At 72.2% G+C, this 24,225-nt stretch carries 22 protein-coding genes; 5 read left to right on the top strand and 17 right to left on the bottom strand.

The window, feature by feature from the left end; all coding sequences use genetic code 11:
• Positions 1–56 precede the first annotated feature (56 nt).
• The 7 genes from OG799_RS15895 to OG799_RS15865 form a co-directional block, all read right to left on the bottom strand.
• A complete protein-coding gene (locus OG799_RS15895; RefSeq protein WP_406045805.1) occupies positions 57–611 on the bottom strand; it encodes a hypothetical protein in 555 nt (184 codons plus the stop codon).
• 21 nt (positions 612–632) lie between these two features.
• Positions 633–1,829, bottom strand: coding sequence for an ABC transporter permease (locus tag OG799_RS15890; protein WP_406045804.1), 1,197 nt, complete (start codon positions 1,827–1,829; stop codon positions 633–635).
• Positions 1,826–2,566: an ABC transporter ATP-binding protein gene (locus OG799_RS15885; protein ID WP_406045803.1), complete on the bottom strand. Its 741-nt coding sequence runs from the start codon at positions 2,564–2,566 to the stop codon at positions 1,826–1,828. Before OG799_RS15885 ends, OG799_RS15890 begins: the two co-directional genes overlap by 4 nt.
• Complete coding sequence (locus OG799_RS15880) at positions 2,566–3,783, bottom strand: efflux RND transporter periplasmic adaptor subunit (protein ID WP_406045802.1); 1,218 nt, start codon at positions 3,781–3,783, stop codon at positions 2,566–2,568. The genes OG799_RS15885 and OG799_RS15880 overlap by 1 nt, the downstream gene beginning before the upstream one ends.
• Positions 3,784–3,829: 46 nt before the next feature.
• Positions 3,830–5,527, bottom strand: a complete 1,698-nt coding sequence (locus tag OG799_RS15875) for a sensor histidine kinase (protein WP_406045801.1) — start codon at positions 5,525–5,527, stop codon at positions 3,830–3,832.
• Entirely contained in the window at positions 5,524–6,276 is a 753-nt protein-coding gene (locus OG799_RS15870) for a response regulator transcription factor (protein ID WP_406046299.1), read from the bottom strand. Before OG799_RS15870 ends, OG799_RS15875 begins: the two co-directional genes overlap by 4 nt.
• A gap of 70 nt (positions 6,277–6,346) precedes the next feature.
• Complete coding sequence (locus OG799_RS15865) at positions 6,347–7,633, bottom strand: efflux RND transporter periplasmic adaptor subunit (protein WP_406045800.1); 1,287 nt, start codon at positions 7,631–7,633, stop codon at positions 6,347–6,349.
• A 195-nt stretch (positions 7,634–7,828) separates the two neighbouring features.
• On the opposite strand from OG799_RS15865, the gene OG799_RS15860 reads away from it, so the two are divergent.
• The gene (locus tag OG799_RS15860) at positions 7,829–8,422 is read left to right on the top strand and encodes a hypothetical protein (protein WP_406045799.1); all 594 of its coding nucleotides are present in this window, start codon (positions 7,829–7,831) and stop codon (positions 8,420–8,422) included.
• Positions 8,423–8,622: 200 nt separating this feature from the next.
• Here the strand turns inward: OG799_RS15860 and OG799_RS15855 are convergent, their stop codons facing one another.
• Together OG799_RS15855 and OG799_RS15850 are read right to left on the bottom strand one after the other, a co-directional pair.
• Positions 8,623–8,937: a hypothetical protein gene (locus tag OG799_RS15855; RefSeq protein ID WP_406045798.1), complete on the bottom strand. Its 315-nt coding sequence runs from the start codon at positions 8,935–8,937 to the stop codon at positions 8,623–8,625.
• A gap of 309 nt (positions 8,938–9,246) precedes the next feature.
• Positions 9,247–10,188 (bottom strand): LysR family transcriptional regulator, encoded by a 942-nt coding sequence (locus OG799_RS15850; protein ID WP_406045797.1) that lies wholly within the window; start codon positions 10,186–10,188, stop codon positions 9,247–9,249.
• A gap of 70 nt (positions 10,189–10,258) precedes the next feature.
• Between OG799_RS15850 and OG799_RS15845 the strand changes: the two genes are divergently transcribed.
• Positions 10,259–11,440 carry a TDT family transporter gene (locus tag OG799_RS15845; protein WP_406045796.1) on the top strand — a complete coding sequence of 394 codons (1,182 nt, stop codon included), beginning with the start codon at positions 10,259–10,261 and terminating at the stop codon, positions 11,438–11,440.
• Between the two features lie 64 nt (positions 11,441–11,504).
• On the opposite strand, the gene OG799_RS15840 is transcribed toward OG799_RS15845, so the two are convergent.
• From OG799_RS15840 to OG799_RS15805, 8 genes are all read right to left on the bottom strand, one after another.
• The gene (locus tag OG799_RS15840) at positions 11,505–11,924 is read right to left on the bottom strand and encodes a LamG-like jellyroll fold domain-containing protein (protein WP_406045795.1); all 420 of its coding nucleotides are present in this window, start codon (positions 11,922–11,924) and stop codon (positions 11,505–11,507) included.
• 181 nt (positions 11,925–12,105) lie between these two features.
• Positions 12,106–14,145 (bottom strand): hypothetical protein, encoded by a 2,040-nt coding sequence (locus tag OG799_RS15835; protein WP_406045794.1) that lies wholly within the window; start codon positions 14,143–14,145, stop codon positions 12,106–12,108.
• Complete coding sequence (locus OG799_RS15830; protein WP_406045793.1) at positions 14,072–15,406, bottom strand: Gfo/Idh/MocA family protein; 1,335 nt, start codon at positions 15,404–15,406, stop codon at positions 14,072–14,074. Before OG799_RS15830 ends, OG799_RS15835 begins: the two co-directional genes overlap by 74 nt.
• 29 nt (positions 15,407–15,435) lie before the next feature.
• Positions 15,436–16,509, bottom strand: coding sequence for a hypothetical protein (locus OG799_RS15825; RefSeq protein WP_406045792.1), 1,074 nt, complete (start codon positions 16,507–16,509; stop codon positions 15,436–15,438).
• A 1-nt stretch (position 16,510) separates the two neighbouring features.
• The gene (locus OG799_RS15820; RefSeq protein ID WP_406045791.1) at positions 16,511–17,338 is read right to left on the bottom strand and encodes a carbohydrate ABC transporter permease; all 828 of its coding nucleotides are present in this window, start codon (positions 17,336–17,338) and stop codon (positions 16,511–16,513) included.
• A 34-nt stretch (positions 17,339–17,372) separates the two neighbouring features.
• Positions 17,373–18,248: a carbohydrate ABC transporter permease gene (locus tag OG799_RS15815; protein ID WP_406045790.1), complete on the bottom strand. Its 876-nt coding sequence runs from the start codon at positions 18,246–18,248 to the stop codon at positions 17,373–17,375.
• Between the two features lie 104 nt (positions 18,249–18,352).
• Complete coding sequence (locus tag OG799_RS15810) at positions 18,353–19,645, bottom strand: extracellular solute-binding protein (RefSeq protein ID WP_406045789.1); 1,293 nt, start codon at positions 19,643–19,645, stop codon at positions 18,353–18,355.
• Positions 19,642–20,727 (bottom strand): LacI family DNA-binding transcriptional regulator, encoded by a 1,086-nt coding sequence (locus tag OG799_RS15805; protein WP_406045788.1) that lies wholly within the window; start codon positions 20,725–20,727, stop codon positions 19,642–19,644. The genes OG799_RS15810 and OG799_RS15805 overlap by 4 nt, the downstream gene beginning before the upstream one ends.
• 491 nt (positions 20,728–21,218) lie before the next feature.
• Between OG799_RS15805 and OG799_RS15800 the strand changes: the two genes are divergently transcribed.
• From OG799_RS15800 to OG799_RS15790, 3 genes are all read left to right on the top strand, one after another.
• The gene (locus OG799_RS15800) at positions 21,219–22,109 is read left to right on the top strand and encodes a helix-turn-helix domain-containing protein (protein ID WP_406045787.1); all 891 of its coding nucleotides are present in this window, start codon (positions 21,219–21,221) and stop codon (positions 22,107–22,109) included.
• Between the two features lie 63 nt (positions 22,110–22,172).
• Positions 22,173–22,754 carry a dihydrofolate reductase family protein gene (locus OG799_RS15795; RefSeq protein WP_406045786.1) on the top strand — a complete coding sequence of 194 codons (582 nt, stop codon included), beginning with the start codon at positions 22,173–22,175 and terminating at the stop codon, positions 22,752–22,754.
• A gap of 124 nt (positions 22,755–22,878) precedes the next feature.
• Positions 22,879–24,186: an ISL3 family transposase gene (locus OG799_RS15790; protein WP_406046298.1), complete on the top strand. Its 1,308-nt coding sequence runs from the start codon at positions 22,879–22,881 to the stop codon at positions 24,184–24,186.
• Positions 24,187–24,225 lie beyond the last annotated feature (39 nt).

Here is a 24,225-nt window from a genome sequence, read left to right as displayed (position 1 = left end):
CGTGCCGGGCATCGGCGCCGGGGCGACGGTGGAGGACGGGGTGGGCTGCCGACGGCTCAGCCGGCCGCGGTGACCGTGGTGGCGGTGACCGTGCCGTCGTCCGCCCGGTCGCCCTGCACGCTGACGCTCTGCCCGGCCTTGAGCTTGCTCAGGTCGCTCGCCTTGCTGGTCTGCACGGCGGTGCGGTCGGTGGTCCGTACAGTCACCACGGTGCCGTCGGAGGTCTCCAGGTAGAGGACACCCCCGTCGACGAGCTTCACCCTCCCCGTCGTGGCCGGCGCGGCGGCCGGCGCGGACCCGGTCGTGGCCTGCCCGCGAGCCGAGCCGCCGGGGAACGCGCTTGGAAAGCCGCCCGGGAAGTTACCCGTGCGCCCGGACCGGGCCGCCGCGGGCGTGTCCCCCCAGTGCTGCTGCACCTGCACCCCACCGAGGAAGCCGACCAGCACCAGCAGCAGGCCGCCGAGCAGCACCGTGCCCCGGTTCCACCAGCGCCGGGGCGCGGAGGCGGCGAGCGCGGCGGTGAGGCCCCGGTCGGGCTCCGCCGGCCGGCTGAGCGGCTCCGACGGCTCGTCCCCGATCCGGTCGAAGATGACGGTGTCGGTGTTGTCCATGTCCTCGTCTCTCCGGGTGGGCTACTCGTACCGCAGGGCGTCGATGGGGCGCAGCCGGGCCGCCCGGGCGGCCGGCAGGCCGCCGAAGAAGAGTCCGATCGCGACGGACACGCCGAGGGCCAGCACGACGGAGCTGGGCACGATCACCGGTCGGACGCCCACGATGGTGAACCGGGCCCCGACCAGCGCGGCGACCACCCCCAGCGCCCCGCCGATCAGGCTCAGCAGGGTCGCCTCGGTCAGGAACTGGGTCAGCACGGTCCGGCGCCGGGCGCCCAGCGCCTTGCGGATGCCGATCTCCCGGGTCCGCTCGGTAACCGTGACCAGCATGATGTTGGTGATGCCGATGCCGCCGACGAGCAAGCTGATCGCGGCGACTGCGCCGAGCAGCACGGTGAAGGTGTCGGCGGTCTCGGTCTGCGTCTGCAGCAGCTGCGCGGCGTTCTGGATCCGGTACGGCGCGGTTCCCGAGCCGGTGGTCGGCAGGCGCTGGGCGAGCACCGTGCCGGTCTCCGCCTGGACCGTGTCCACCTGGTCGGGGTTCTTCGCCTCGACCAGGATCGAGCTGAGTGTCCCGTAGCCGGTCAGCACCTCGCGTACCGCGCGCAGCGGCGCGACCGCGATGTCGTTGGCGTCCTGGAAGCCCGTCGAGGACTTCGGCGCCAGCACGCCGACCACGGTGAACAGTGCGCCGCCGACGGTCACCTGCTGCCCGACCGGGTCGGTGCCGGGAAACAGCTCGTCGGCCACGGTCTGCCCGATGACCAGCACCCGACGGCCCTGCGCCTCATCGTCCGCGCTGAACACGGCACCGCCGGCGACCGGCGAGTTCGACGCGTCGAACCAGCTCGGCCGGGTCCCGACGAACTGGCTGACCTCGTGCTCCGCGCCCTGGTAGGTGATCGTGGTCGAGGTGCTGACCAGCGGGGAGACCGACCGCACGTCCGGGGCGAGCACCGGGTCGGCCAGCGCGTCGGCCACGTCCAGGGTGAGCCCGCCGGTGCCCGCGCCGCCCCGGTTGGTGCCGGTCACCGTGAGCGTGTTGGTGCCCAGCGCCTCGATCCGGCTCGTGATCGCCTGCGCGGACCCGTTGCCCACGGCGACCAGCAGGATCACCGCGGCGACGCCGATCAGGATGCCGAGCATCGTGAGCGCCGAGCGCAGCTTGTTGGCGGCCACTCCGCGCAGGGCGAAGCGGAGGGTCTCGGCGAGCGTCACCGGAGCACCCCCGCCGCGTGCCGGCCCACCGCGTCCTGCCGGAGATCGGAGCGGACCTGGCCGTCGAGGAGCCGGACCAGCCGGCGCGCCCGGGCCCCGACCTCCGGTTCGTGAGTGATCAGCACGATGGTCCGCCCGGCGGCGTTGAGCTGGTCGAAGATGGCCAGGATGTCCTCCGTGGAACGGCTGTCCAGGTTGCCGGTGGGCTCGTCGGCCAGCACCAGGGCCGGTTCGGTGACCAGGGCCCGCGCGACCGCGACCCGCTGCTGCTGCCCGCCGGAGAGCTGATTGGGGTGGTGGTCCGCCCGGTCGGCCAGCCCCACCGCGTCCAGCGCGGCCAGCGCCCGGCGCCGTCGCTGCGCCGCCCGCACGCCCGCGTACGCCAGCGGCAGCTCCACGTTGGCCAGCGCGCTGGTCCGGGGGATGAGGTTGAACGCCTGGAACACGAAGCCGATCAGCCGGTTGCGGACCAGCGCGAGCTGCCGGTCGGCGAGGCTGCCCGCGTCGACCCCGTCGAGCAGGTACCGCCCGCCCGACGGCACGTCGAGGCAGCCGAGGATGTTCATCAGGGTGGACTTGCCGGAACCCGACGAACCCATGATCGCCACGTAGTCGCCCGGGTCGACCGAGAGGTCGACGCCGCGTAGCGCGTGTACCGTCGCGGCGCCCTCGCCGTACACCTTGGTCAGCCCGCGGACGTCCAGCACCGGACGGCGCGGCGCGCCCGGGTGGTCCATCAGCTGCCCCCGTTTCCGGCCCGCCGTCCGCCCTGACCGCCACCCGGGAATCCGCCGCCACCGGGGAGCCCGCCGCCGGAGAAGCCTCCGCCGCCCCGGAAGCCGCCGCCACCGCTGCTGGTCCCGGTGCTGGTCTCGGGCAGCACGACCCGGTCGCCCTCGGTCAGCCCGGAGGTGATCTCGTCCGCCTGGTCTCCGGCGAGGCCGATCTCCACCCGCCGGACCTCCTGGCCGGTCTCGGTGAGCACGGTGACGGTGTGCCGGTCACCGGTGCCGCTGACCGCGGCCGAGTTGACCATCAGCACGTTCTCGGCGGCGCCGGTGACCACGCTGACCTTGACCGTCTGCCCCGGCTTGGCGCCGGTCGGCGGCGCGTCCACGCTCACCGTCACCCCGTAGGTGACCACGTTGTTGCTGGTGGTGGCCTGGGGATCGATCGCCACCACCTTGCCGGTGGCCCGGGCGCCCGACAGGGCGTTCCAGGTGACGGTGGCGGCCTGCCCGCTCTTGAGCCGGGTGGCGTCCGCCTCCGCGACCGCCGCGCTGACCTGGAGACGGGACAGGTCGGCGAGGTCCACGAAGCCCGACGAGGTGCTCTCTGTGCCGCCGCTCCGCCCGGTGCCGCCGCCCTGCTGGCCGCCGCCGGACGAAGTGCCGCCGGAGCCCCCGGACGAGCTGCCCACCGTGCCGTTGACGGCGACCACGGTGCCGGCCATCGGCGCGGTGAGTTTCGTGCCGGCGACCCCGGCCTCGGCCTCGTCAACCGCGAGCTCCGCCTGGGTCACCGCGTTCTCGGCGGACGAGGTGTCGGTCTCCGCGTCCCTGGCCCGGTCCAGCGCGTCCTCGGCGGCGTCCAGGTTCGCCCGGGCCACCTTCAGCGCCCGCTCGGCCGCGGCCGGATCCACCGTCGCCAGCAGCTGGCCCATCTTGACCTGCTGGCCGACCTTTACCCGGATGTCGGTGACCGTGCCCGTGGTGGCGAAGCTGGCGCTCGCCGTGGTGGCGCTCTGCACCGAGCCGTCCGCCGTGACCGTGGCGGTCACCGTGCCCCGGGACACCAGCGCGGTCCGGGTTCCCCGGGCCGGGTCCGCCTGCGCGGTGGAGTCCCCGCGTACCGACACCCAGGCCCAGTAGCCGCCGGCGACCAGCAGCAGGGCCAGGGCGGCGTTCACCGCTACGGGAGGTCGGTGCAGGACGGCCGGCGGGCGCACACGCATGGCCGACAGCCTCGCCCGGCCGGCTGGGAGGAGGTTCCAGGCAAGCTCAGAGCTGGCTCGGAATCGCCGCCCGCACCCCGGACCGGTCCGCCGGGTCGTCGGTGCCCCTGGCGGCCCGCTCGGGCGCGGCGGGCAGCAGCACCCGGAAGGTGGTTCCCGCACCCGGCGCGGTGTCCAGCTCGATGCAGCCGCCGTGCGCGTGCACGATCGAGGCGGCGATGGAGAGTCCCAGCCCTGAGCCGCCGCCGTTGCCCCGACCGCGGCTCGGATCCACCCGGTAGAGCCGCTCGAACACCCGCCCGGCGTGCTCCGCCGGGATCCCCGGCCCGTCGTCGTGCACCTCCAGCACGGCGAGCCCGCCGGCGTTCGGCGCCGGTGGCGGGGCCGACCGGACGGCCGGGGCGGTGGGTGGTGCGGGCAGCCGCCCGACCCGCACGGTGACCGGCGCGTCCGGCCCGGTGTGCTGGAGCGCGTTGCCCACCAGGTTCGCCGCGACCTGCCGGAGCCGGTGCTCGTCGCCCAACACGCTCGGCGGCTCGAACGTGTCGTCGCGGTCGGCCAGGGTGGTCAGCCGGACCGGGCGGTCCGGTGTCCGGGCGTGCGCGTCGCGGATGGTGTCGGCGGCGATCTCCAGCAGGTCCACGGGACGCAGCGTCGGGATCCGGTGCTGGTCCAGCCGGGCGAGCAGGAGCAGATCCTCGACCAGCACGCCCATCCGGGCCGCCTCGCCCTCGATCCGGCTCATCGTCTCGTCGAGCAACGGCCCGGGTGGGGCGCCGCCCCGCCGGTACAGCTCGGCGAAGCCCCGGATGGAGGTCAATGGGGTACGCAGCTCGTGTGAGGCGTCCGCGACGAACTGGCGCAGCCGCCGCTCGGAGGCGGCCCGGGCCGTCATCTCGGCGCCGATCCGGTCCAGCATCAGGTTCACCGCGGCGCCCAGCCGGCCCGGTTCGGTGTGCGGGTCGGCCACGTCGACCCGGTGGCTGAGGTCGCCCCCGGTGATGCCCGCGACGACGCCCTCCATCCGGGTCAGCGGGCGCAGCCCCAGCCGGACCACCGAGGCGGCGAGCAGACCCAGCCCGAGCAGCACGGTCGCGGTGACCGCCACGTCGACGAGGAGTAGCCGGTCGGCGGTCCGGTCCGCCTCGCCCAGCGACACCCCGAGGACCACGACCGCGCCGTCCCGCCCCACCGGTACGGCCAGCAACCGCCACTCGGCCGCGCCGTCCCCGCCCGGGACCGCGTACGGCCGTCCGGTCGCGGCCCGCGCCGTCACCTCGGCGAGGGTGTCCGGGTCCGGGGCCGCCGCGGTCGGCGTGCTGCTCCGGTCGGTGTCCCGGGTGCCGTCGGAGCGGTAGAGCACGACCATCTGGTCCTGCCCCAGGCGGGCGAAGCGGCCGGTCAGACCCCGACCGGTGCCGGCTGCCGATCCCGCCTCCGCGGTCGGGCCGACAGCGGGGGCGGTGGCCCGCGGGCCGGGGGACGGCTCGACGGCTCGTGAACCGGCCGACGGGGTGCGACCGCTGGGCGCCGGTGGCGGCGCGGCGCGGGGACCGGCGCGCAGCGGCCGGGCCTGGGCGGTCAACTGGTCGTCGACCCGCTGCAGCAGGTAGCCACGGAGCAGGAAGAAGCCGGCCGTGTTGGCGCCGAGCAGGGCCAGCGTGCTGAGCGCGGCGACCACGAGCACCAGCCGGGAGCGCAGCGTGCAGTGGGCCCACGGGCGTACCCGGGGCAGGCGGCTCACTCGTCCCCGCGCGGCAGCCGGAGCGTGTATCCGACGCCGCGGACCGTGTGGATGAGCGGGGGACCGAGCCGGTCGACCTTGCGCCGCAGGTAGTACACGTACGACTCGACGATCCGCCCGTCGCCGCCGAAGTCGTAGTTCCACACCCGGTCGAGGATCTGCGCCTTGCTCACCACCCGGCCGGCGTTGACCAGCAGGTAGCGCAACAGCCGGAACTCGGTCGGCGACAGGTCGACCGGCTGGCCGGCCCGGCGTACCTGGTGCGCGTCGTCGTCGAGCTCCAGGTCGGCGTAGCGCAGCGTCGGACTCTCCGGCGCGGTCGGGGTCTCCGGTCGACTGCGCCGCAGGATGGCCCGGATCCGCAGCACCACCTCTTCCAGGCTGAACGGCTTGGCGACGTAGTCGTCCGCGCCGACGACCAGCCCGGTCACCCGGTCCTCCACGGTGTCCCGGGCGGTGAGGAAGAGCACCGGCACCGGCCGGCCGGCCGCCCGGAGCCGCCGGGCCACCTCGAATCCGTCGAGGTCCGGCAGCATCACGTCGAGGACCACCAGGTGGGGATCGAACTCCTCCACGCAGGCCAGCGCCGCCCGGCCGGTGGCGGCCACCCGGGTGTCGTACGCGATCAGGCGCAGCGTGGCGGCCAGCAGCGCGGAGATGTTCGGCTCGTCGTCCACCACCAGCACCCGGGCGGTGCCGGTCGTGCCGTCGAGAGCCGGGACCGGGCCGTCGCCCGGCGGCCGGAGGATGTCGGTTCGCACCGACCCTGCCTACCGGAACCGCCTCGGGGCGAGCTGTGCGGAACCTGTGCCTCAGCTGTCACCACGACAGAAGGACGAGGTCGCCGGCGGTCAGCCCGTCGGTGACCTCGGTGTACTGGTCGCCGCGCAGGCCGACGGTGACCGTGCGCGGCTTCCCGGCGGCGCCGACGCGCACGGTGCCCGTCCCGTCCGTCGCGTCGTGCACCGCGGTGGACGGCACCCGGAGCGCGGCGGCGACCGACCCGGTCCGTACGGTCACCGCGGCGGTCTGCCCGACCAGCAGGTTCTCCGGGGCGTCGGTGAACGAGAGCACCACGCCGAAGCGGATCATCGTGCCGTCGGCGGTGCCGGCCGGGTCCACCTGCACCACGGTCGCCGGGAACGTCTGGCCGGGCCGGTCGGCGAGGCTCGCCGTGGCGTGCTGCCCGACGGCGACGGCCGCGGCGTCGGCCTCCGGGAACTTCGCCTCGACCTGCATGGCGAAGGTGTCCGCCAGGGTGATGAAGGTGCTGCCCCGGCCGACCTTGCTGCCCACATTGCCGGCGATGGCCAGGACGGTGCCGCGGATCGGTGCGGTGATGGTGGCGCCGGCCTGCGCGCTCTCCGCCTCCGCGAGGGTCGCCTCGGCCTGGTTGACCTGGCGCTGCGCGTCGAGGATCGGATCGCCGCCGCCCCGGGAGCCGCCGGAGCAGCTGGTGCCAGCGGGGGCCCGCGTCGTGGCGGCCGGTGCCGGGCGGCCGGTCGACGCGGGGGCGGGGCGGGTCGTGGGGTCGCTGGGGGGTCCGCTCGGCGCGGCGCTCGGGGCTGCCGTCGGCGCGGCGGAGCTGGGTGTCGCCGAGGGCGCCGGGCTCGCCGAGGCCGTCGCGTGCGGCGGCGTCCAGGCGGCGGGTCGGACGACGGCGGCCGGGCCACCGGCGGCCGGGCAGCTCGTCGCGGCGGCGGTCGGCTCGCTGGCCTTGGCCAACGAGTCCCGGGCCTCGGTCAGGTCCTGCTGGGCGCGGTCGACCGCGTCGGCGGCCGCGGCGACGTCCTCGTCCGAGAGGGCGGCGAGCTGCTGCCCGACCTGCACCACGGTGCCGGGCCGGACGGCGATGCTCGCCACGGTGCCCGACACGGTGAAGCTCAGGGCGCGGGTGGTTGCCGGCTGGACCGTGCCGGTGGTGGCCACGTCGACGTCGACCGGGCCGCGGTCGACCGCGACGGTGACCGGCCGGGCCGGTGCCTCGCCGGCGTCGGCGGTGAGCGCCAGGGCGCCGGCGGCGCCGAGTACGAGCACGCCGGCGGCGATGGCGGCACCCCAGCGGACCCGCCGGGTACGCCACAGTCGGGTCAGGCCGTTTCCCATGAGGGGACAGTCTGCGTGCCGCTCCTCTCGGCGGGCTCGATCCCACCTCGGAGTTGCCTCAGAGCGGTGGCCCGATCGGCCGGTCGGCCGCGTGCCGGTGCGGCGGAGCTCCGAGGCAATTCCCAGTCCGGTCCGAGGCGACCCGGAGCTGTGGCCGGTTACCTGAACGGGTCCCGGAGAGGCTGAGGAGTTTCCGTGTCGAAGACTGGAAGGGGTCGTCTGCTGGCGGCCGTCCTGACCGCCGCCACGTCGGTGCTGCTGACCAGCTGTGGCGCGGACAGCGCCCCCGCCGCCGCGACCGATGGCGACAGGAACAACGCCTTCGCCGTGTACCAGGCCTGCCTGCGTGACAACGGCGTCACCCTGCCCTCGGCGGACCCGTCGCGGTTCCCCGGCGGCCGGGCTTCCGGCCGCCCGACGGCCCGACCCTCCGGCTTCCCGACCGCTCGGCCGTCCGGTTTCCCCACGGCCCGGCCCTCCGGCGCGCCATCCGGCGGCCCCGGGCGCCGGTTCCCCGGGGTGGGCCGACCGGACGGTGTCGACGAGGCCACCTGGCAGAAGGCGCAGGAGGCCTGCTCGTCGCTGCGCCCGACCGGGCGGCCCGGCGGGCGCGGTGGCCCCGGCGGCTCGGCCGCGCCGGGCGGCGGGCCGGGTGACGGGCGGCAGACGGCCTACCGGACCTGCCTCAGCGGACGCGGCGTCGACCTGGACCACCTTGACGCGTCGGACGCGAAGACCAGGGAGGCGCTGGCCGCCTGTGCGCCGGTGAGTCCCGCACCGGCGAACTGAAGCGGTCCGGCCCGACGGTGGCGCGGGAGCCTCGACAGGCTCGGTCCTCGGCGCGTCGGTCAGATGCGTACGACGTACGGGAAGGTGGCGGCGCGGGCCTCGATCTGCTCAAGGCGTCGGTGCCAGGCTCTGCCTAACCCAGCCCTTGACCAGCCGGCCCAGCCGCGAGGAGGCCGGCCAGAATCCCCCGGTTTCACTGCTCAGGTGGGTGGTCTGAGTGGTTCCAAACCGCGTCGGTGCCCGCGCCGTGCGTCGAGGGCGGCGACGGCGGCGAGGACGAGCGTCGCGGCCGCCGAGGTGACTTCGGGGCGCACGTGGACCACCGAGAACCCGATGCCGACCAGGACGGCGATTCCGACCAGCCGAGGTAGGGTCACGCGCCCGAAGGCGAGGTATTCGAAGCCGGCCCGGCCGGCCAGGAAGAGCGCCGGGCCGCCGGCGATTCCCGCGATCCAGGTTGGTGGGGGGCCGAGGAGCTCGGTGGCGATCGAGTGGTTGACGTTCATCACGAACACGGGTCGAGGGTGCCGGTTCGGTCCGGGACGGGGTGGCGGCCGGCGGTGCAGTGGTTCGGGTCGTGGCGGGCGTCGGCGCCGAGGTGGCCCTGGTGGCACCACCGCCCGCGGCGTCGGGCGGCGCGCCGTCGTCCGGCGTCAGGCTGCATCCGGTGACCGTTGCCGTCGTGGTCGGAAGCAGCGCTCGTCGCACGCTCATCAGCTCGCCTCCTCTCCAGGCTGTGGCACCTCTCCGTCTCCGTCCTGTCACCACCGGGGGCCCGCCGCCGAGTCGGACGGGCGTCGGCACCGGCTTGGGCCGCGGTCGGGTCAGGGCCGCACCGGGCCGACCGGTTCGGCCGCGGCGAGCCGGGTGGCGATTGCGGCGAGGTCCCGCGCCGGTCCGGTCAGGGCGCGCCCCTTGGGATAGACCAGCCGCAGGGTGCGGTTCAGGTCGAGATCGATGACCGGCACCGGATGCAACGCTCCCGCCGCGATCTCGCCGGCCACCACCAGCGAGCTGAGCACCGCCGGAGCGACGCCTTCCATGACCGCGGCCTTGATGGCGGTGGTGGACGACAGTTGCAGCACCGGGGGCGCGAGAGCGAGGCCGGCCTGCAGGGCCAGGGCGTGTTCGAGGTAGCGCCGGGTACCCGAGCCCTCTTCCCGGCTGACCAGGGAGGCGGCGGCCAGCTCCGGCGGGGTGATGCCCGAGCGGCGGCGCGCCCACGGATGGCGGCCGGCGACGATGACGGTCAGCGTGTCCCGGGCCACCGGGCGGCTGTGCAGCCCACGCGGGACCTCCGGACTCTCGATGAAGCCGAGCTGGACCGCGCCGGCCAGTACCGCCGCGGCGACCTCGTCGGAGTTCTCGGTGGTCAACGCGACCGACACGGCGGGCGCGGTGCCGTGCAGCGCGGCGAGCCACCGGGGCAGCAGATATTCGGCGACGGTGAGGCTGGCGGCTACCGGGAGCAGGCTGTCGCGCGCGGCGCGCAGCGAGGTGATCCCCGCTTCCAGCGCGGCGGCGGCGTCCACCGCGGTACGCGCCCACTCCGCCACCAGCGCCCCCTCGCGGGTGAGCTGCGAGCCCCGCGCGGAGCGCTGTAACAGCGCGACTCCCAGCCGGCGCTCGAGGCTGCGGATGCGGGCGCTGGCGGACGGCTGGCTGATGCGGTGCGCGCGGGCCGCGGCGCCGACGCTGCCCAGCTGCGCCACGGAGAGCAGCAGGTCGAACGCGGCGAGGTCGGCGACTCGGCTGGGCAGAGGCATAGGCCGAGTCTATGGATGTATCAGGAGATGACCCCTGGTTGATCGGGCGTGCCGGGGTGAGCGTGGAGACATGACCGCGATCCTCCCCGCCCCGCCGGCCGCCGGACCGGCCGCCGGCCCCGCCCCGGTACGCCTGATCTGGGGGCTGCTCCGCGACCTGGAGCACCCATCGCAGCTGTTCCGCAATCTGGGCCCGAACTGGTACGCCTCGATCATGGGAACCGGCATCGTGGCGAACGCCGCCGCGACGCTGCCGGTGCAGGTGGCCGGGCTGCGGGCCGCCGCCACCGTGGTGTGGGCGCTGGCCGCGCTCCTGCTCGTCGCGCTGACGGCCGCCTGGGCGGTGCACTGGACCCGCCATCCGGTGGCGGCGCGGGCCCACGCGGAGAACCCGGTGATGGCCCAGTTCTGGGGAGCTCCCGCGATGGCGCTCCTGACGGTCGGCGCGGGCACCCTCATCCTGGGCCGGGACTGGATCGGCCTGCCCGCCGCGCTCGCCGTGGATGCCGTGCTGTGGGCCGGCGGCACCCTGCTGGGCCTGGTCACCAGCGCCTGGATTCCCTACAAGATGATGACCAGCCACCGCATCGCGCCGGACGCCGCGTTCGGCGGTTGGCTGATGCCGGTGGTGCCACCGATGGTGTCGGCCGCGACCGGTGCGCTGCTCGTCCCGTACGCGCCGGCGGGTCAGGTCCGGCTCACCCTGCTGCTCGCCTGCTACGCCATGTTCGGGATCAGCCTCTTCGCCACCGTGATCATCGTCGGCCAGCTCTGGCAGCGGCTCGTCCACCACGGGGTGGGCCCCGCCGCGATGGTGCCCACGCTCTGGATCGTCCTCGGGCCGCTGGGGCAGTCGGTGACCGCCGCCAACCTGCTCGGCACCGCCGCGCCGCTCGCGCTGCCCGCGCCGTACGGCCCGGCCGCGCAGGCCCTCGGCCTCCTCTACGGCCTGCCCACCTGGGGGTTCGCCATGATGTGGCTGGCGATCGCCACCGCGGTCACGGTCCGCACCGCGCGGGTCCACCTGCCGTTCTCGCTGACCTGGTGGAGCTTCACCTTCCCGGTCGGCACCGTCGTAACCGGGACCAGCGGCCTCGCGCTGCGTACCGAGTCCGCCCTCTTCCGGTGGGCGGCGGCGGCCGGCTACCTGGTGCTGGTTCTCGCCTGGCTGATCGTGGCGGCGCGGACCGCGCGGGAATCGGCCCGGGGCCGGATCTTCCTGCCGGCGCAGCCCGCCCCCGCGCAGGGCTGAACACCCGCCTGCGAGGACGGCGGTCACCGCCCGGCCGAGCCGGGCGGTAGCCGCTGATCGTCCGTCAGGCGTACGGGGTCGGGAACTCCTTCGGGCGCAGCGCCTTCTCGGTGATCCGGACGTCGCCGATCCAACCGTAGAAGCCCTGGCTGTACTCGAGGTCGAACGAGGTCGCGCCGATCACGAACGGCAGGCCGAGGGTGGCGATGCCGGTCGACGGCTGGGTGGGGTTACGGGCGATCTTCGAGCCATCGACGTAGACCACCTTCTGCCTGCCGCCGTTCACCACGGCGAGGTGCGTCCAGCGGCCGGTCGGCAGGGCGTGACTCCACGAGGTCGGGTCGGCGTCCTGCTTGTCGGCGTAGACGACGTACTGCAGGAAGCGCTGCGGGGAGACGTTGAGGCTGCAGGTGCACTGCAGGGGGGACCAGCCGGTGGTCTTGCCGGTGTCGCCGCTGCGCTCCTCCCAGCTCAGGATCCCCATCCAGGCGTGGTCGCCCTCGTACGTATTTCCACGCGACGAGCGCCACGGGTCAACACAGCACACTGCCGAGAGACCTGTGTTTGGGGCCGACACGCTACCGGGCCGGCCCGAGGATGGGGGGAGCGGATTGGGAGCAGCAGGCTGCCCCCAGCGGCGCGCGGGGGGTGTCTCGCTGCTGGAATCACCTGCGCACCAGGGTGAACCCGCCGGGCAGCACCACCGCCGTCACGGTGGCGCTTTGCGAGTAGGCGCGGGCCCGTCGTACGCCCGCTGCATCGTAGGTTTCGATCACAGCGGCCCCCGAGGCGGGAACGGTGACCGTGACCGTTCGTGGCGTGCGAGCGGCACTGCGCAGCAGGGCTGTTGTGTGTCCGTCGCCTCCGATCACGTACCGGGACACCAGCGGTTCGAGCATGACCGCGTCGACCACGGCATCACCTCCGGTCGAGGTCGCGACCAGATCGGTAGCGCCGGGAGGTAGTTCTCCGGCTCCGGTCAGCGTCACGGGGAGCAGCGCCCCGGGCGCTGGTGAGGCGCCCTGGGCGCCGATCCGTCCATGCCGGACCTCGCCGAGGGCGTGCCCGGCGCCGTGCGTCAACGCCGACCACCGGGTGACGGCAGGGCTGTTGGGCCGCAGATCGACGACCGGAAGCACCAGCTGGGGCTGGGACGCCGCCGGCAGTTGCCAGCGGGCACCCGCGCTGGCAGGCATCAGGATGTAACTGCCGCCGCTGACCAACGACTCTCCGGTCCACGCCGAGGCCGGCGTGACCACGGTGGCACCGCCGCTCAGGGTGGCCTGCTCGGCCTCCACCGTCGTCGTGCCGATCCGCTCCGCGATGTGGCCCTGCCGGGCGATCACGGCGACGCCCGGGTTGGCGTCGAGAGCCAGCATGCTGAGTAGGCCGTGGATTGTGGACTCCGCACCGGAGTTGTGGTTGACCGTGCCATCCCCAGCTATGCCGTCAACGGTCCGACCGGTGGCCGGGTCGTACGCGGGGATGCCGGCCGCGTTGGCACCGAAGTACCAGGCGGCGGTGATCCCGGCAAGCTGGCGGAACCCGGCGCTTCCGCTCGCGTCGGCGACGGCGAGCAGCGACTGCACGCGGGAGTCGAGCCCGTAGGCGATCTGGGTGCGGTCCGAGCGGGTGGGCAACCGTCCATTGTCCGGGCCGCCCGAGGTGAGCAGCCAGGGCATGAAGACCGCCGAGTCGGTCACCGCCGGCCTGAGCAGCCGCCGGTCCTCGAGCGACTGGCTCGCTCGCGCCAGCGCGGCGGGCATCTGCGACGCCCAGGCGTGCCAGACTGAGAGGGACAGCGCCCAGGGTCGTACCGCTCCGAAGGGCCACTCGCGGGCGTCGCCGTCGGAGAGCGCGGCGATTCCGTCGGCGAACTGGCTCAACGCCCGCCGGGCTGCCGTGCCACCACCCGCCTGCACGTACGCGGCCAGCCCCAGGACGGCCTCCGCGGTGGCGTCCGCGCCGTCCACGATGAGCCAAGCGGGTACACGGTCGCCGTCGATGACCTGCCAGGTGCCGTACCGGACGAGCACTTGGCGTTCCAGCGCCGCTATGGCGAGGTCGAGCCGTTCCCTCAGGAACGCCGCGAACGCCGGGTCTGCCGTCCGCCACGCGGCGTATCCCTCGCCCAGCGCCCAGACCGTCCGCGCCAGCCAGTACGACGGGCCGCTGTCGGAGGGGTCGGGCAGCTCCTTCGGCTCGGCACTCGGGTTGAGCGTGCCGTCCGGCTGCATCCAGAGCACCACGTTGCCGGCGTTCGGTCCGGTCGCCGTCTGCAGGTACGTCAGCCCCCGCAGCAGGGCGTACGACGCGTCCCGGCTGGTAGCGGCGCCGGTCTGCCGCCAATGCCGCAGGTACACCACCGCGGCGCGGGAGATGTCGTCGGCGTTGTACGCACCCTGCCCCCAGGTGTTGGTGTCCGGGTGGTAGGTGCCGCCACCCACCCGGCGGAAGGTCCCGTCCGGGTTCGGCTCGGCGTACGTCCACAGCACCCCGATCTGCGGGGATTCCGCAATCCGGTAGGTGGTGTGTCCGGCCTGTGTCGGCGGACTGACCAGATCGCGCAGGAAGTCCAGGTGGGCCAGGTTGGTCAGCGGACCGGCCGGGGATTGTCCGGCCGGCGTGGCGTCAGCCGGTGCCGACGTCAGCAGGGGAGTGGTCAGGGCGAGACTGCTGCTCAGCAGCAGGGACCGACGCTTCATGGCGGGCTCCTCGGTCGGGACGGGCGGGGGACTGGTGCGGGTCGGGGCCAGCAGCGCTGCCCGCCCCGGCGGTTCGATGTCCGAGGTGGATGGTGTGCTCCTCGTGGGCTGAGCGGCGCGCGGCGGCGGCGACCGCCACCGCCGCGGATCCCTCGGCGGCGCCGGCAGCGGGCAGTTCTCCCGTACGGACGCACCGGACGAGGTCGGCCATCGCGGCCCGCACACTCTCGGCGTACACGTGCTGTTTGGCGGCTTCGCCGCCGAGGTCGAAGGTGATCCGGCACCGGTGCGGCAGCCGGCGCTCGCGGCCACGCTCCCGGGCCATTTCCGGTCCGGCGCTCCGTTGTACGGCCGCCTCAACGACGGCACGCCGGCCCGGTCGGTGGCCATCGACGGCGAGCAGTTCCCCGGCCCGGGCCGGCAGGCCGTCGACCAGCGCCGCACCGGCGTCGTCGGTCCACAGCTCGAGTACGGCGGACACCGGGATCCACCCGCTGATTCGGGCCTCGGCAACGCCGAAGTCGATCCGCATCAGCTGCCGCTCGCACCGGTGGGCGTGGCTGAAGCCGTGGGCGAAGGTCGCCAACGCGCCGCCGGGGTGCCGGGTGGTGGCCACCGCGAGGTCGACCAGGTCGGTGCCCGGGCGCCGCCCGACCATGCCCTGGACCGCGTCGGGCGGTGCACCGATCAGCGCGTTGGCCGCGTCGAAGAAGTGCACGCCGTGCTCGACGAAGATGCCGCCGCTGACGCTCTCGTCCCAGAACCAGTGGTCTGCGTCGAGGTGCTCGTCGCTGGCGTCGTTTTCGAAGGCCAGCCGCCGTACCGGACCGAGCAGGTGTCCGCGCAGCCGTCCCAGTGCGCGGAGGATCGGGTTGTAGCGCAACACGTGATCCACGACCAGGACGCGCCCGCTGGCGGTGACCGCGGCCCCTACCGCGGCGGCGGCGGCTTCTTCGGTGGCCAGCGGTTTCTCGCAGAAAACGTGTCGCCCGGCGCGCAGGGCAGCGAGGGCGAGCTGCGCGTGGGTCACCGGCGGGCTGGCGATGACAACGGCGTCCACGTCGTCGGAGCGGATCAACTTCTGCCAGTCGGTCAGCGGCCGGGCCCTCAGCGTGGCGGCCAGCTGGGTGGCCCGCTGGGCATCCGGGTCGGCGACCGCGGTGAATCGAATGTCGGGCAGGTCATGCACGGCGCCGGTGACGAAGGCGGCGAACCGGCCGGCCCCGACGACACCGATGCGCAGAACGTTCGGCTCGGTCATGGGAAGCGCCTCCGCCATGGCGGGGCCGGTCATGGGCGGCGGTCCAGCCGGGCGACGCCGATCTTCGTGTCCGCCATCCCGTAAAAGACGAAGTGGACCCCGTCGACCTGCTCGATCGCGGTGGGAAAGACGACATTGGGCACCGTGCCGGTGCGCTCGTCTTCGGTGTCCGGCACGAGGATGGGCTCGGCGGTGCGGGTCAGCACCCGACCCGGGTCGGCCGGGTCGAGCAGCATCGCCCCGGCGCCGTACTCCACGCGTTGGGTCGTGGGGTCCCAGGCATCGGGGGCGTAGCCGGTCACCCCGTGGTGGATGAGTAGCCAGCCCTCGGGCACCCGCAGCGGTGGTGGACCGGCCCCGATCTTGAGCTCTTCAAAGGGGAACTGTGACAGTGCCACGCACCGGTGATCGCGGGGGCGAGCCAGCGCCGTGAGGTCGGCGTTAACCTCGTCGGCCGGAATGTAGGAGATCCAGATGCCGGGCCGCTCATCGGTGATTCCGGCTGGCAGGTGCACCCCCTCGCCCGGGCGGAACCAGCCCAGGTCCCACATCGGCCGGTGGAGCAGGGCGTAGCAGGGCCGGCCGTCCGGACCCGGTACCGGTTCGGGAAAGAAGACCGCATCCTTGTTGGGGAACAAGTTGAGATCGGTGTCCAGGTCGGGTTGGTAGGTGAACTGCACCGGCCCCAGCCGCCGCCAGGAGCGCAGGTCGGTGGACGCCGCCAAGGCCAGGCGAGGACCGAGAGGCCCGTACGCGACGTACGTCATCAGATGCCTGCCCAAACTCGGCACCCAGGTGGTTCTCGGGTCCTCCACCCCGGCGTTGTTCAGGCCCCTTTCCCAGCCCTCGTCCGGTGCCAGGACGACACCCTTCCGGCGGACCCCGACCGGTACGCCGTCGCGCAGCTCGACCTCGGCCAGCCCGACGCGGGACACGTTGCCGGTGGCGACCAGTCGGGGCAGCAGATGCAGCCGACCGTCCGGGGTACGCCCGCTGGCGGGGTTGAGTACTCCCCCGGCTTCGAACGGCTCCGCGGGATCGGGCGCCATCACCACGCCCAGCCGGGTCAGGGTGTACGGGACGGAGGTCGAGAGATGTGGCATGTCAACCCTTCACACCGGAGCCGAGGTCGGTGGAGACGAAGTGCCGTTGGAAGGCCACGAAGAGGCCCACCGCCGGCGCGGCCAGGACGCAGGCGCCCGCCAGGATGGCGCCGTACGGGTTGGCGGCCCGGGCCGCCACGTTGCTGATGTAGTTGGCCAGTGAGACTGCCAGCGGCTGCATGTCCGCCTGTTTGGTGATCAGGAACGGCCAGAGGAATTCGTTCCATGGTCCGATGAAGGTGAGCAGCACCGCGGTCAGCAGCGCGGGACGTACCAGGGGCAGGGCGACCGACCAGAGGACGCGCAGCTCTCCGGCGCCGTCGATGCGGGCGGCGGCGAACAAGTCGTCGGGCAGCTGTAGGAAGAACTGCCGGAAGACGAAGACCGCGGTGGTGTTGATCGCGAACGGCAGGATCATGCCGAGATAGGAGTCGGCGAGCCCGTACCCGCGCACGATCAGCACGTAGAGCGGAATCAGCAGCAGTTGGAACGGGATCACCTGGACCAGCAGAACGAGGGCGAACAACGTGCCCCTGCCCCGGAACTGCAGCCGGGCCAGCGCGTAGCCGGCGAGCACGCCGAAGACCACGGTGCCGAGGATCACCCCGCCGGTGAAGATGCCCGAGTTGATCAGCGAGCCGAGCAGGTCGACCCGGGAGTTGATGTCGCGGTAGTTGCCCAGGGTGAGCCCGGAGGTGGGGAAAGCGCCGGCCGGTGATGTGTCCGGTTCGGACTGCAGCGAACCGATCAGCATGTAGTAGAACGGAAACAGGAACATCAAGGCGCCGGCGAACAGGACGGCGTAGCGGAGCAGTCCCGACCATCGCACGCCAGTGCCCCGCGCAGCGGATGTCGATGTCACGTCAGTCCCTCTCGATCAGTCGGCGGTTGACGGCCGAGATGATCAGAACGCCGATCACGAGGAGTACGCCGATGGCCGCGGCGACGTCCGGCTGGCCCTGCTGGATGCCCCGCTGGTACATCACCAGGACTGGAGAAGCGGACGCTCCGTTCGGCCCGCCCCCACCCGTGAGCAGGTAGGGCTCGGTGAACAGGTTGGCGCCGGTGATGGTGGCCAGGATGACCACCAGGGCGGTCGCGGGGCGTACCGCCGGCACGGTCACCGACCGGAACTGATGCCACCACGACGCACCGTCGACCGCCGCCGACTCGTACAGCTCTCTCGGCACGTTCTGCAGCGCGGCGAGGTAGAGCAGGATGAAGAAGCCGAGCTGCTTCCAGACCACGAACACCGCGATGACCGGCATCGCCAGGCTCTCGTTCACCAGCCACGACGGCTCGGGTGCCAGCGGGCCGAGCACCGTGTTGACCAGTCCCCCGGAGTTGAACAGGAAGAGCCACACCCCGACCACGGCCACGCTGGCGGTCACGTACGGCACGTAGAACGCCACCCGGAGGAACGTCCGGGCGTGGACGACCCGGTTCAGCGCAACCGCCAGCAGCAGAGCCAGCGCGGCGGTCAGCGGAACGTTGATGAGCAGGAAGATGAGGATGTTGCCGAAGGACTGGCGGACCGCGGGGTCGGTCAGCACCGCGCGGTAGTTGGCCAGCCCGACGAACGGACGGTCGACCTGGGCGCCGGGCGCGGCGAAGAAGTAGTCGTGGAAGCTCATCCAGACCGCGAAGCCGAGCGGGTAGGCGAACACCACGGCGATGAACACGGCGTACGGCGCAGCCAGGACCATGCCCACCGGGTGGCGGCCGAACACGGCCGCCACCCGGCTCCGCGTGGCACGGAGCGGCCCGCCCACGGTGGGGGAGGTACCGCCGGTACGGGCCGCGGGCCCGGTGGAAGCGGCGGCTCCGGCGTGGGCGGTGGACATCAGGAGCCGGCGGCGAGTTGGTCGACCTTCTCCGCCGCGGCCGAGAAGGCGTCGGGCACCGGCTTCTTACCGAAGATCACCGATTCGGAGTACGCGTCGCGGAACGCCTGCCAAATGGCCACGGAGTTCGGCACGTTCGGCACCTCGACGGTGCGCGCGGCCTGTTCGGCGAAGTCCTGGTAGGCCGGGTTCTTCGAGAAGTAGTCCGGGTAGGCCGTCGACAGGTCGATACGCAGCGGCATCTGACCGGTCTTGGTGAGCAGCGCGCCGTCCTGCTCCTTGCTGGTGGCGAACTTGAGCACGTCCCAGGCGGTACCCCGATTCTTGCAGGCCGAGTACATCGCGACGTTCTTTGCGTCGCTGAAGGTCTTGATCTGGTCGGCGGGCTTCGCGGTGGAGGTCGGCACCGGCACGGCGCCCCACTTCACCTTGCTGCCGTAGACCGAGATCGCCCACGGACCGACGATGGCCATGGCCGCCTTGCCGTCGGCGAACGAGTCGCCGTTGTACTTCTCCTTCGGGGCGAGGCCTTCGGCGTAGATGGTCTTCCAGAACTCCGCGACGCGCTGACCCTCCGGCGAGTTGAACTGGGCCTTGCCCTTGTCGAGCAGTTGCTTTCCATCGGTCTCGGCGGCGAACAGCGGATAGAAGTCGAACCAGGACTGGAAGAACTCGCTGGTCGGAGCGGGGTAGATGGCGGCCGGGGCGGCACCCGATGACTTGATCTTCCGCGCGGCTGCGAGGAACTCGTCGTAGGTCGCCAGCGGTGGCTTCTCAGGGTCGAGGCCGGCCTTGGCGAAGATCTGCTTGTTGTAGAAGATCATGACCGGGTTGGACTTCCAGGGCAGCTGGTAGAACTTGCCGTCCGGGGACTTGTACTGCTCCGCCGTCCCGCCGGTGCGCTCAGTGATGTATTGGGCGCCGCCGTCGAAGGTGTCGAGTGCGACCAGGCCGCCCTGCTTCTGGAACTGTGGTACGGCTGCCGGCGCCGTGTTGAAGATCAGACAAGGCGCGTTGCCGGCGGTGATCGCGGCCCCGATCACCTCTTCCGAGCTGGTGCCCGCCGGGATCTCCTGAGCGGTGATCTTCTGGTCGGCGTGCTGCGAGTTCCACGCCTCGACCATCGCCGTGCCCCAGGTCACCTCTTCCTTGTTGTTGGAGAGCCAGATGTTGATCGGTCCGCGGGCGGCGTTGGCCTTGTCCGAGTTGCCACCACCGCCGCCACCGTCTCCGCAGCCAGCGGCGACACCGAGGGTGAGGGTCAGGAGGACGGCCGGGATGGTGCGTCTCATGTCTTCTCCGATCGGGACGGGTGTGGCGGTCGCGCGCCGGGTCGGCGGTGCCGCCTTGCGGGTGGTGGTGGAGGGGCAGTGGAGGCGCGCACGACGAGCTGCGCGGGTGGTGTAGGGATGTCGCCCGCGGGCCCGCCGTCGATGAGGTCGAGCAGGGCGTGTGCGGCCGTCCGGCCCCAGCCGAACGGATCGGTACGCACGGTGGTCAGCGGCGGACTGACGTAGCCGGCCAGTTCGGTGTTGTCGAACCCGGTGACCGACAGCTGCCCGGGCACGTTGATGCCATATTCCAGTGCGACCGACAGTCCCGCGATGGCCATCAGATCGTTGGCGTAAACGATCGCCGTGGGCGGGTCGACCTGGTCGAGCAGCGCGCGGGTGGCCTGAGCTCCACCGGCCGCCGAGAAATCCGACTCCACACACATGTGGGTGGGCAGCCCGGCGTCCGCCAGTGTGCGTTCCCACGCCAGGCGCCGGACGTATCCGTGCAGGAAATGGCGGGGTCCCGCGACGTGGGCGATGCGGCTGTGCCCGAGCTCGACGAGATGGGTCACCGCCGCGGCGATGCCCGGCTGGTCGTCGACCAGCAGGGCCGGGTAGCTGCTGGGAACGTCGGGTCGCGCGATCGTGACAGTCGGCATCTGGAGCTGTTCGAGCAGGGCGATCCGTGGGTCATTCACGCGCAGGTCGAGCAGGAACACCCCGTCGACCCGCCCGTCGGCGGCGAGCCGCCGGTAGCTCGTCTCCTCCGCCGAGTCCGGCACGACCTGAAGGACGAGGGCCTGTCCCCGGTCAGAGAGGGTCCGCTCGACGCCGGCGATGAAGGCGGGGAAGAACGGGTCCGCGCCGAGCAGTTCGGGCGGACGTGTGATCACCAGGCCCACCGCGAACGCCCGGGAGGCGGAGAGGGCGCGGGCCCGGTGGCTCGGCGTCCAGCCGAGCGCGTGGGCGGCCTCGAGGATGCGCTGCCGGGTCTCGTCAGCCACTCCTGGCCGGCCGTTGAGCGCGAACGACACCGCGCCCTTCGACACGCCGGCCGCACGGGCGACATCGCGGATCGTCGGTCGACCTGGCCGTGTCACCCGCGCCTCCTCGGCCACGATGCGGTAACCAGAATGTCGCGTGAACTACTAAACCGGTTTGATGCCCGACACTAGACCGGTTTAGCGGGGTACACAACCGGACGCTGCCCGGGTGTGCTACAGCAGTCCAGGCGACGGCGATACGGTGCCTTGACCGCTGACTTGGGCTGGACAAGGTGGCAGGGCTGTGTTCGAGAGACACCGATCGTCTGCGGTGGGGCTCCGGTCCGTGTCGCCCTGCCTAGCTGAACACCCACGGCCGCCCCACGGATGATGGGGGAGCGGGTTGGGAGAAGCGGGGTGCGCTGAACGGCGCTGAACAGCGTCGAATGGCGCCCAACTGCACTCAACGGCAGCCGCGCCCACCTGCGCCTTCACGTTTTCACAGGTCAAACGCGGTCCCGCGTCCCGTTTCGCGGCTCTTCACAACGTGGGGTGTAGTTGGGGACCGAAATGCGCCGGGGCGCCCGTCAGGGATCGGCGCCGGCTCGATGCTGGCGGCGGCGCGTGATGCCGGATGGGCCGTCGGCGATAATGTCGGCGTGGAGTATGTGTCCAGGGTGCCCGGTCCGCCGCTGGACGGGCTGATCGACGACCTCTACTACCTGGAGGGCGCCCCGCCGTACTCCCGGTTGATGCTGCCGGCGGCGCCCGCGCCATTGCTCATCGTCAACCTCGGGGCGCCGTTTCTCATCCGCGCAGGCACCGACGTAGACGCCGTGGAGTACGCCGACGGCTGCGCGGTCACCACGCCCACGCGTGCGTGGGAGTTCAGCTACCCAACCCCGACCCGGTCCGTGGGCGTCCACTTCAGGCCGTGGGGCCTGGCACCGTTCCTTCCGATGCCCGCGGCCGAGTTGTGCGACCGACCTGCGACGGTGGAGCAGATCTGGGGCCAGCCCGCTATCGCTGAATTGCGACACCGACTGACCTTGGCGGACGCACCGCACGAAATGCTGATGTTGCTCGAGGAGGAACTGGTGCGACGGCTGCGGGTGATCGACGGTCTTGACCTGGTCCGCCAAATGAGCAGCGCCGTCGCGGCGACAGGCGGGACAGCGCCGATCAGCGACATCGGTGTGGCGGCCCGCGCCAGCAGCACGTATTTGGCGAAGCGGTTCAAGGCCGTAGTCGGTGTCACGCCAAAACGGCTGGCTCGCAGCTACCGCTTCAGCTCCACCGTGCTGGCGCTCGACGTTGCTGCACCGATCGACTGGGGAGACGTTGCCGCTGGCGCGGGCTACTTCGACCAGGCCCACTTCGTGCGCGAGTTCCGGGAGTTCACCGGGCTCACGCCGACCCGGTACGCCGAAGTCCGGCGGCGATTCCTGCGCGATCATCCCGACCACGTCCTGGACGGCTGGCCGCTCCCAGCCGATTGATTTCGTACAAGAGCGACAGCTCACGCCGCACAAGACTTGGGACTCCAAACAGAGGAGGAATCCATGGGGAAAGTGGTCATGAACGCGTCGGTTTCGGTGGATGGTTTCATCGCGGCTGAGAACGACGATCCCGGTCCGATCTTCGAGTGGCTGGTCAGCGGTGACGTGCCGTTGGACGACAGTGGCGTTCTGAAGGTGTCGCAGGCTTCGTTCGACTACGTCCGGCCGTACTGGGACGAGGTCGGGGTGACCATTGCCGGCCGTCACGCCTTCGACATCACCGACGGCTGGGATGGGACGCCTCCGAGTGGGATCGACCATGTGGTCGTGGTGAGTCACCGTGGTGCGCCCGAGGGCTGGGACCTCCAGGCGCCGTTCCACTTTGTCGACGGCATCGAGGCGGCCGTGGCCAAGGCGCGGGAGCTTGCGGGTGACCGCACTGTCGAGTTCGCTGCTGGCGACGTCGGCGGCCAGGCGCTCGCGGCAGGTTGGATCGACGAGGTACGCATGGACGTCGCACCCGTCGTGCTCGGGTCCGGTAAGCGTTACTTCGGCTCCGTCGACGCGCAGCACCTGCTGGAAGGCCCAGACGTAGTTGTTCAGGGCAACCGGGTGCTTCACCTGCGCTATCGGGTGCGCCGTTGACCGATCTGAGTGGGTACGCGAAGAAGACCGCTGCGACGGTGACACGAGATCGGGCGTCCGGCTGCGTTTGTGCATCGCTGCCCCGGGACGGAAGTCGTGGTCTTCCAGATTGGCACACCTCGACTTGTCTGACGCTACCTTTACCTGCCCTGACCTGACCAAGTTCTGCCGGCTCGACGAGCTCGGCCTGGCCGTCACCGGCCAACGACTCAGGCCCGACCGTGCGGTGCTGGCATGCCGGGTCGTCGAGCCGGACCCGTGGTGCCGTCGCTGTGGTTGCGAAGGCGTACCGCGCGACACCGTGACCCGGGAGCTGGCCCACGAGCCGCTGGGCTGGCGGCCGACGATGCTCGTGGTGACCGTGCGCCGCTACCGGTGTACCGCTTGCGGTCACGTGTGGCGCCAGGACACCAGCCTCGCGGCTGAGCCGCGAGCGAAGCTGTCGCGTCGCGGGCTGCGGTGGGCACTCGAGGCGATCGTGTGCCAGCACCTGACCGTCGCGAGGGTCGCCGAGGGACTCGGGGTCGCGTGGAACACCGCCAACGACGCTGTCCTGGCCGAAGGCAAGCGGGTGCTGATCAACGACGCCACCCGGTTCGACGGCGTGGCCGCGATTGGGGTCGACGAGCACGTGTGGCGCCACACCCGCTGCGGCGACAAGTACGTCACCGTGATCATCGACCTGACCGGCATCCGTGACGGCACCGGACCCGCTCGGCTGCTGGACATGGTCGAGGGCCGCTCAAAGCAGGCGTTCAAGTCCTGGCTCGCCGACCGTGACCAGACGTGGCGCGACGGGGTGGAGGTGGTGGCGATGGACGGGTTCACCGGCTTCAAGACCGCCACCGCCGAGGAACTCCCCGACGCGGTTGCGGTGATGGATCCCTTCCACGTGGTCCGCTTGGCCGGCGACGCCCTCGACCGGTGTCGCCGCCGGGTCCAGCAGGCCATCCACGGCCACCGCGGGATGAAGAATGACCCGCTCTACTCCGCCCGCCGGACCCTGCACACCGGCGCCGACCTGCTCACCGACAAGCAGACCGACCGGCTCGCCGCCCTGTTCGCCGACGATGCCCATGTCGAGGTCGAGGCCACCTGGGGGATCTACCAGCGGATGATCGAGGCCTACCGCGAGCAGGACCGGGGTCGTGGCCGCGAGCTGATGTTCAAGCTCATCGACTCGATCAGCCACGGTGTGCCGAAGCCCCTCACCGAGGTCATCACACTCGGTCGAACGCTGAAGAAGCGCGCGGCCGACGTGCTGGCCTACTTCGACCGACCTGGAACGTCCAACGGACCGACGGAGGCCATCAACGGCAGGCTCGAGCACCTGCGTGGCTCCGCCCTCGGCTTCCGCAATCTCACCAACTACATCGCCCGATCCCTGCTCGAGACCGGCGGCTTCAGACCTCAACTACACCCTCATCTGTGATGAGCCCGTTTCACACGGGTGTTCAGCGGTTTGAGCTGC

This window comes from Micromonospora sp. NBC_00898 (assembly GCF_045207895.1).
Classification (GTDB): Bacteria; Actinomycetota; Actinomycetes; order Mycobacteriales; family Micromonosporaceae; genus Micromonospora.
This window is presented reverse-complemented; position numbering and strand designations above follow the sequence as displayed.

Excerpts from the sequence above, each read along its gene's own strand:
- OG799_RS15845 (WP_406045796.1), top strand. The coding sequence starts at position 10,259 with ATGACCGCGATCCTCCCCGCCCCGCCGGCCGCCGGACCGGCCGCCGGC.
- OG799_RS15850 (WP_406045797.1), bottom strand. The coding sequence starts at position 10,188 with ATGCCTCTGCCCAGCCGAGTCGCCGACCTCGCCGCGTTCGACCTGCTG.
- OG799_RS15800 (WP_406045787.1), top strand. The coding sequence starts at position 21,219 with ATGCTGGCGGCGGCGCGTGATGCCGGATGGGCCGTCGGCGATAATGTC.
- OG799_RS15880 (WP_406045802.1), bottom strand. The coding sequence starts at position 3,783 with ATGCGTGTGCGCCCGCCGGCCGTCCTGCACCGACCTCCCGTAGCGGTG.
- OG799_RS15830 (WP_406045793.1), bottom strand. The coding sequence starts at position 15,406 with ATGACCGAGCCGAACGTTCTGCGCATCGGTGTCGTCGGGGCCGGCCGG.
- OG799_RS15810 (WP_406045789.1), bottom strand. The coding sequence starts at position 19,645 with ATGAGACGCACCATCCCGGCCGTCCTCCTGACCCTCACCCTCGGTGTC.
- OG799_RS15795 (WP_406045786.1), top strand. The coding sequence starts at position 22,173 with ATGGGGAAAGTGGTCATGAACGCGTCGGTTTCGGTGGATGGTTTCATC.
- OG799_RS15885 (WP_406045803.1), bottom strand. The coding sequence starts at position 2,566 with ATGGACCACCCGGGCGCGCCGCGCCGTCCGGTGCTGGACGTCCGCGGG.
- OG799_RS15840 (WP_406045795.1), bottom strand. The coding sequence starts at position 11,924 with ATGGGGATCCTGAGCTGGGAGGAGCGCAGCGGCGACACCGGCAAGACC.
- OG799_RS15835 (WP_406045794.1), bottom strand. The coding sequence starts at position 14,145 with ATGAAGCGTCGGTCCCTGCTGCTGAGCAGCAGTCTCGCCCTGACCACT.
- OG799_RS15825 (WP_406045792.1), bottom strand. The coding sequence starts at position 16,509 with ATGCCACATCTCTCGACCTCCGTCCCGTACACCCTGACCCGGCTGGGC.
- OG799_RS15865 (WP_406045800.1), bottom strand. The coding sequence starts at position 7,633 with ATGGGAAACGGCCTGACCCGACTGTGGCGTACCCGGCGGGTCCGCTGG.
- OG799_RS15895 (WP_406045805.1), bottom strand. The coding sequence starts at position 611 with ATGGACAACACCGACACCGTCATCTTCGACCGGATCGGGGACGAGCCG.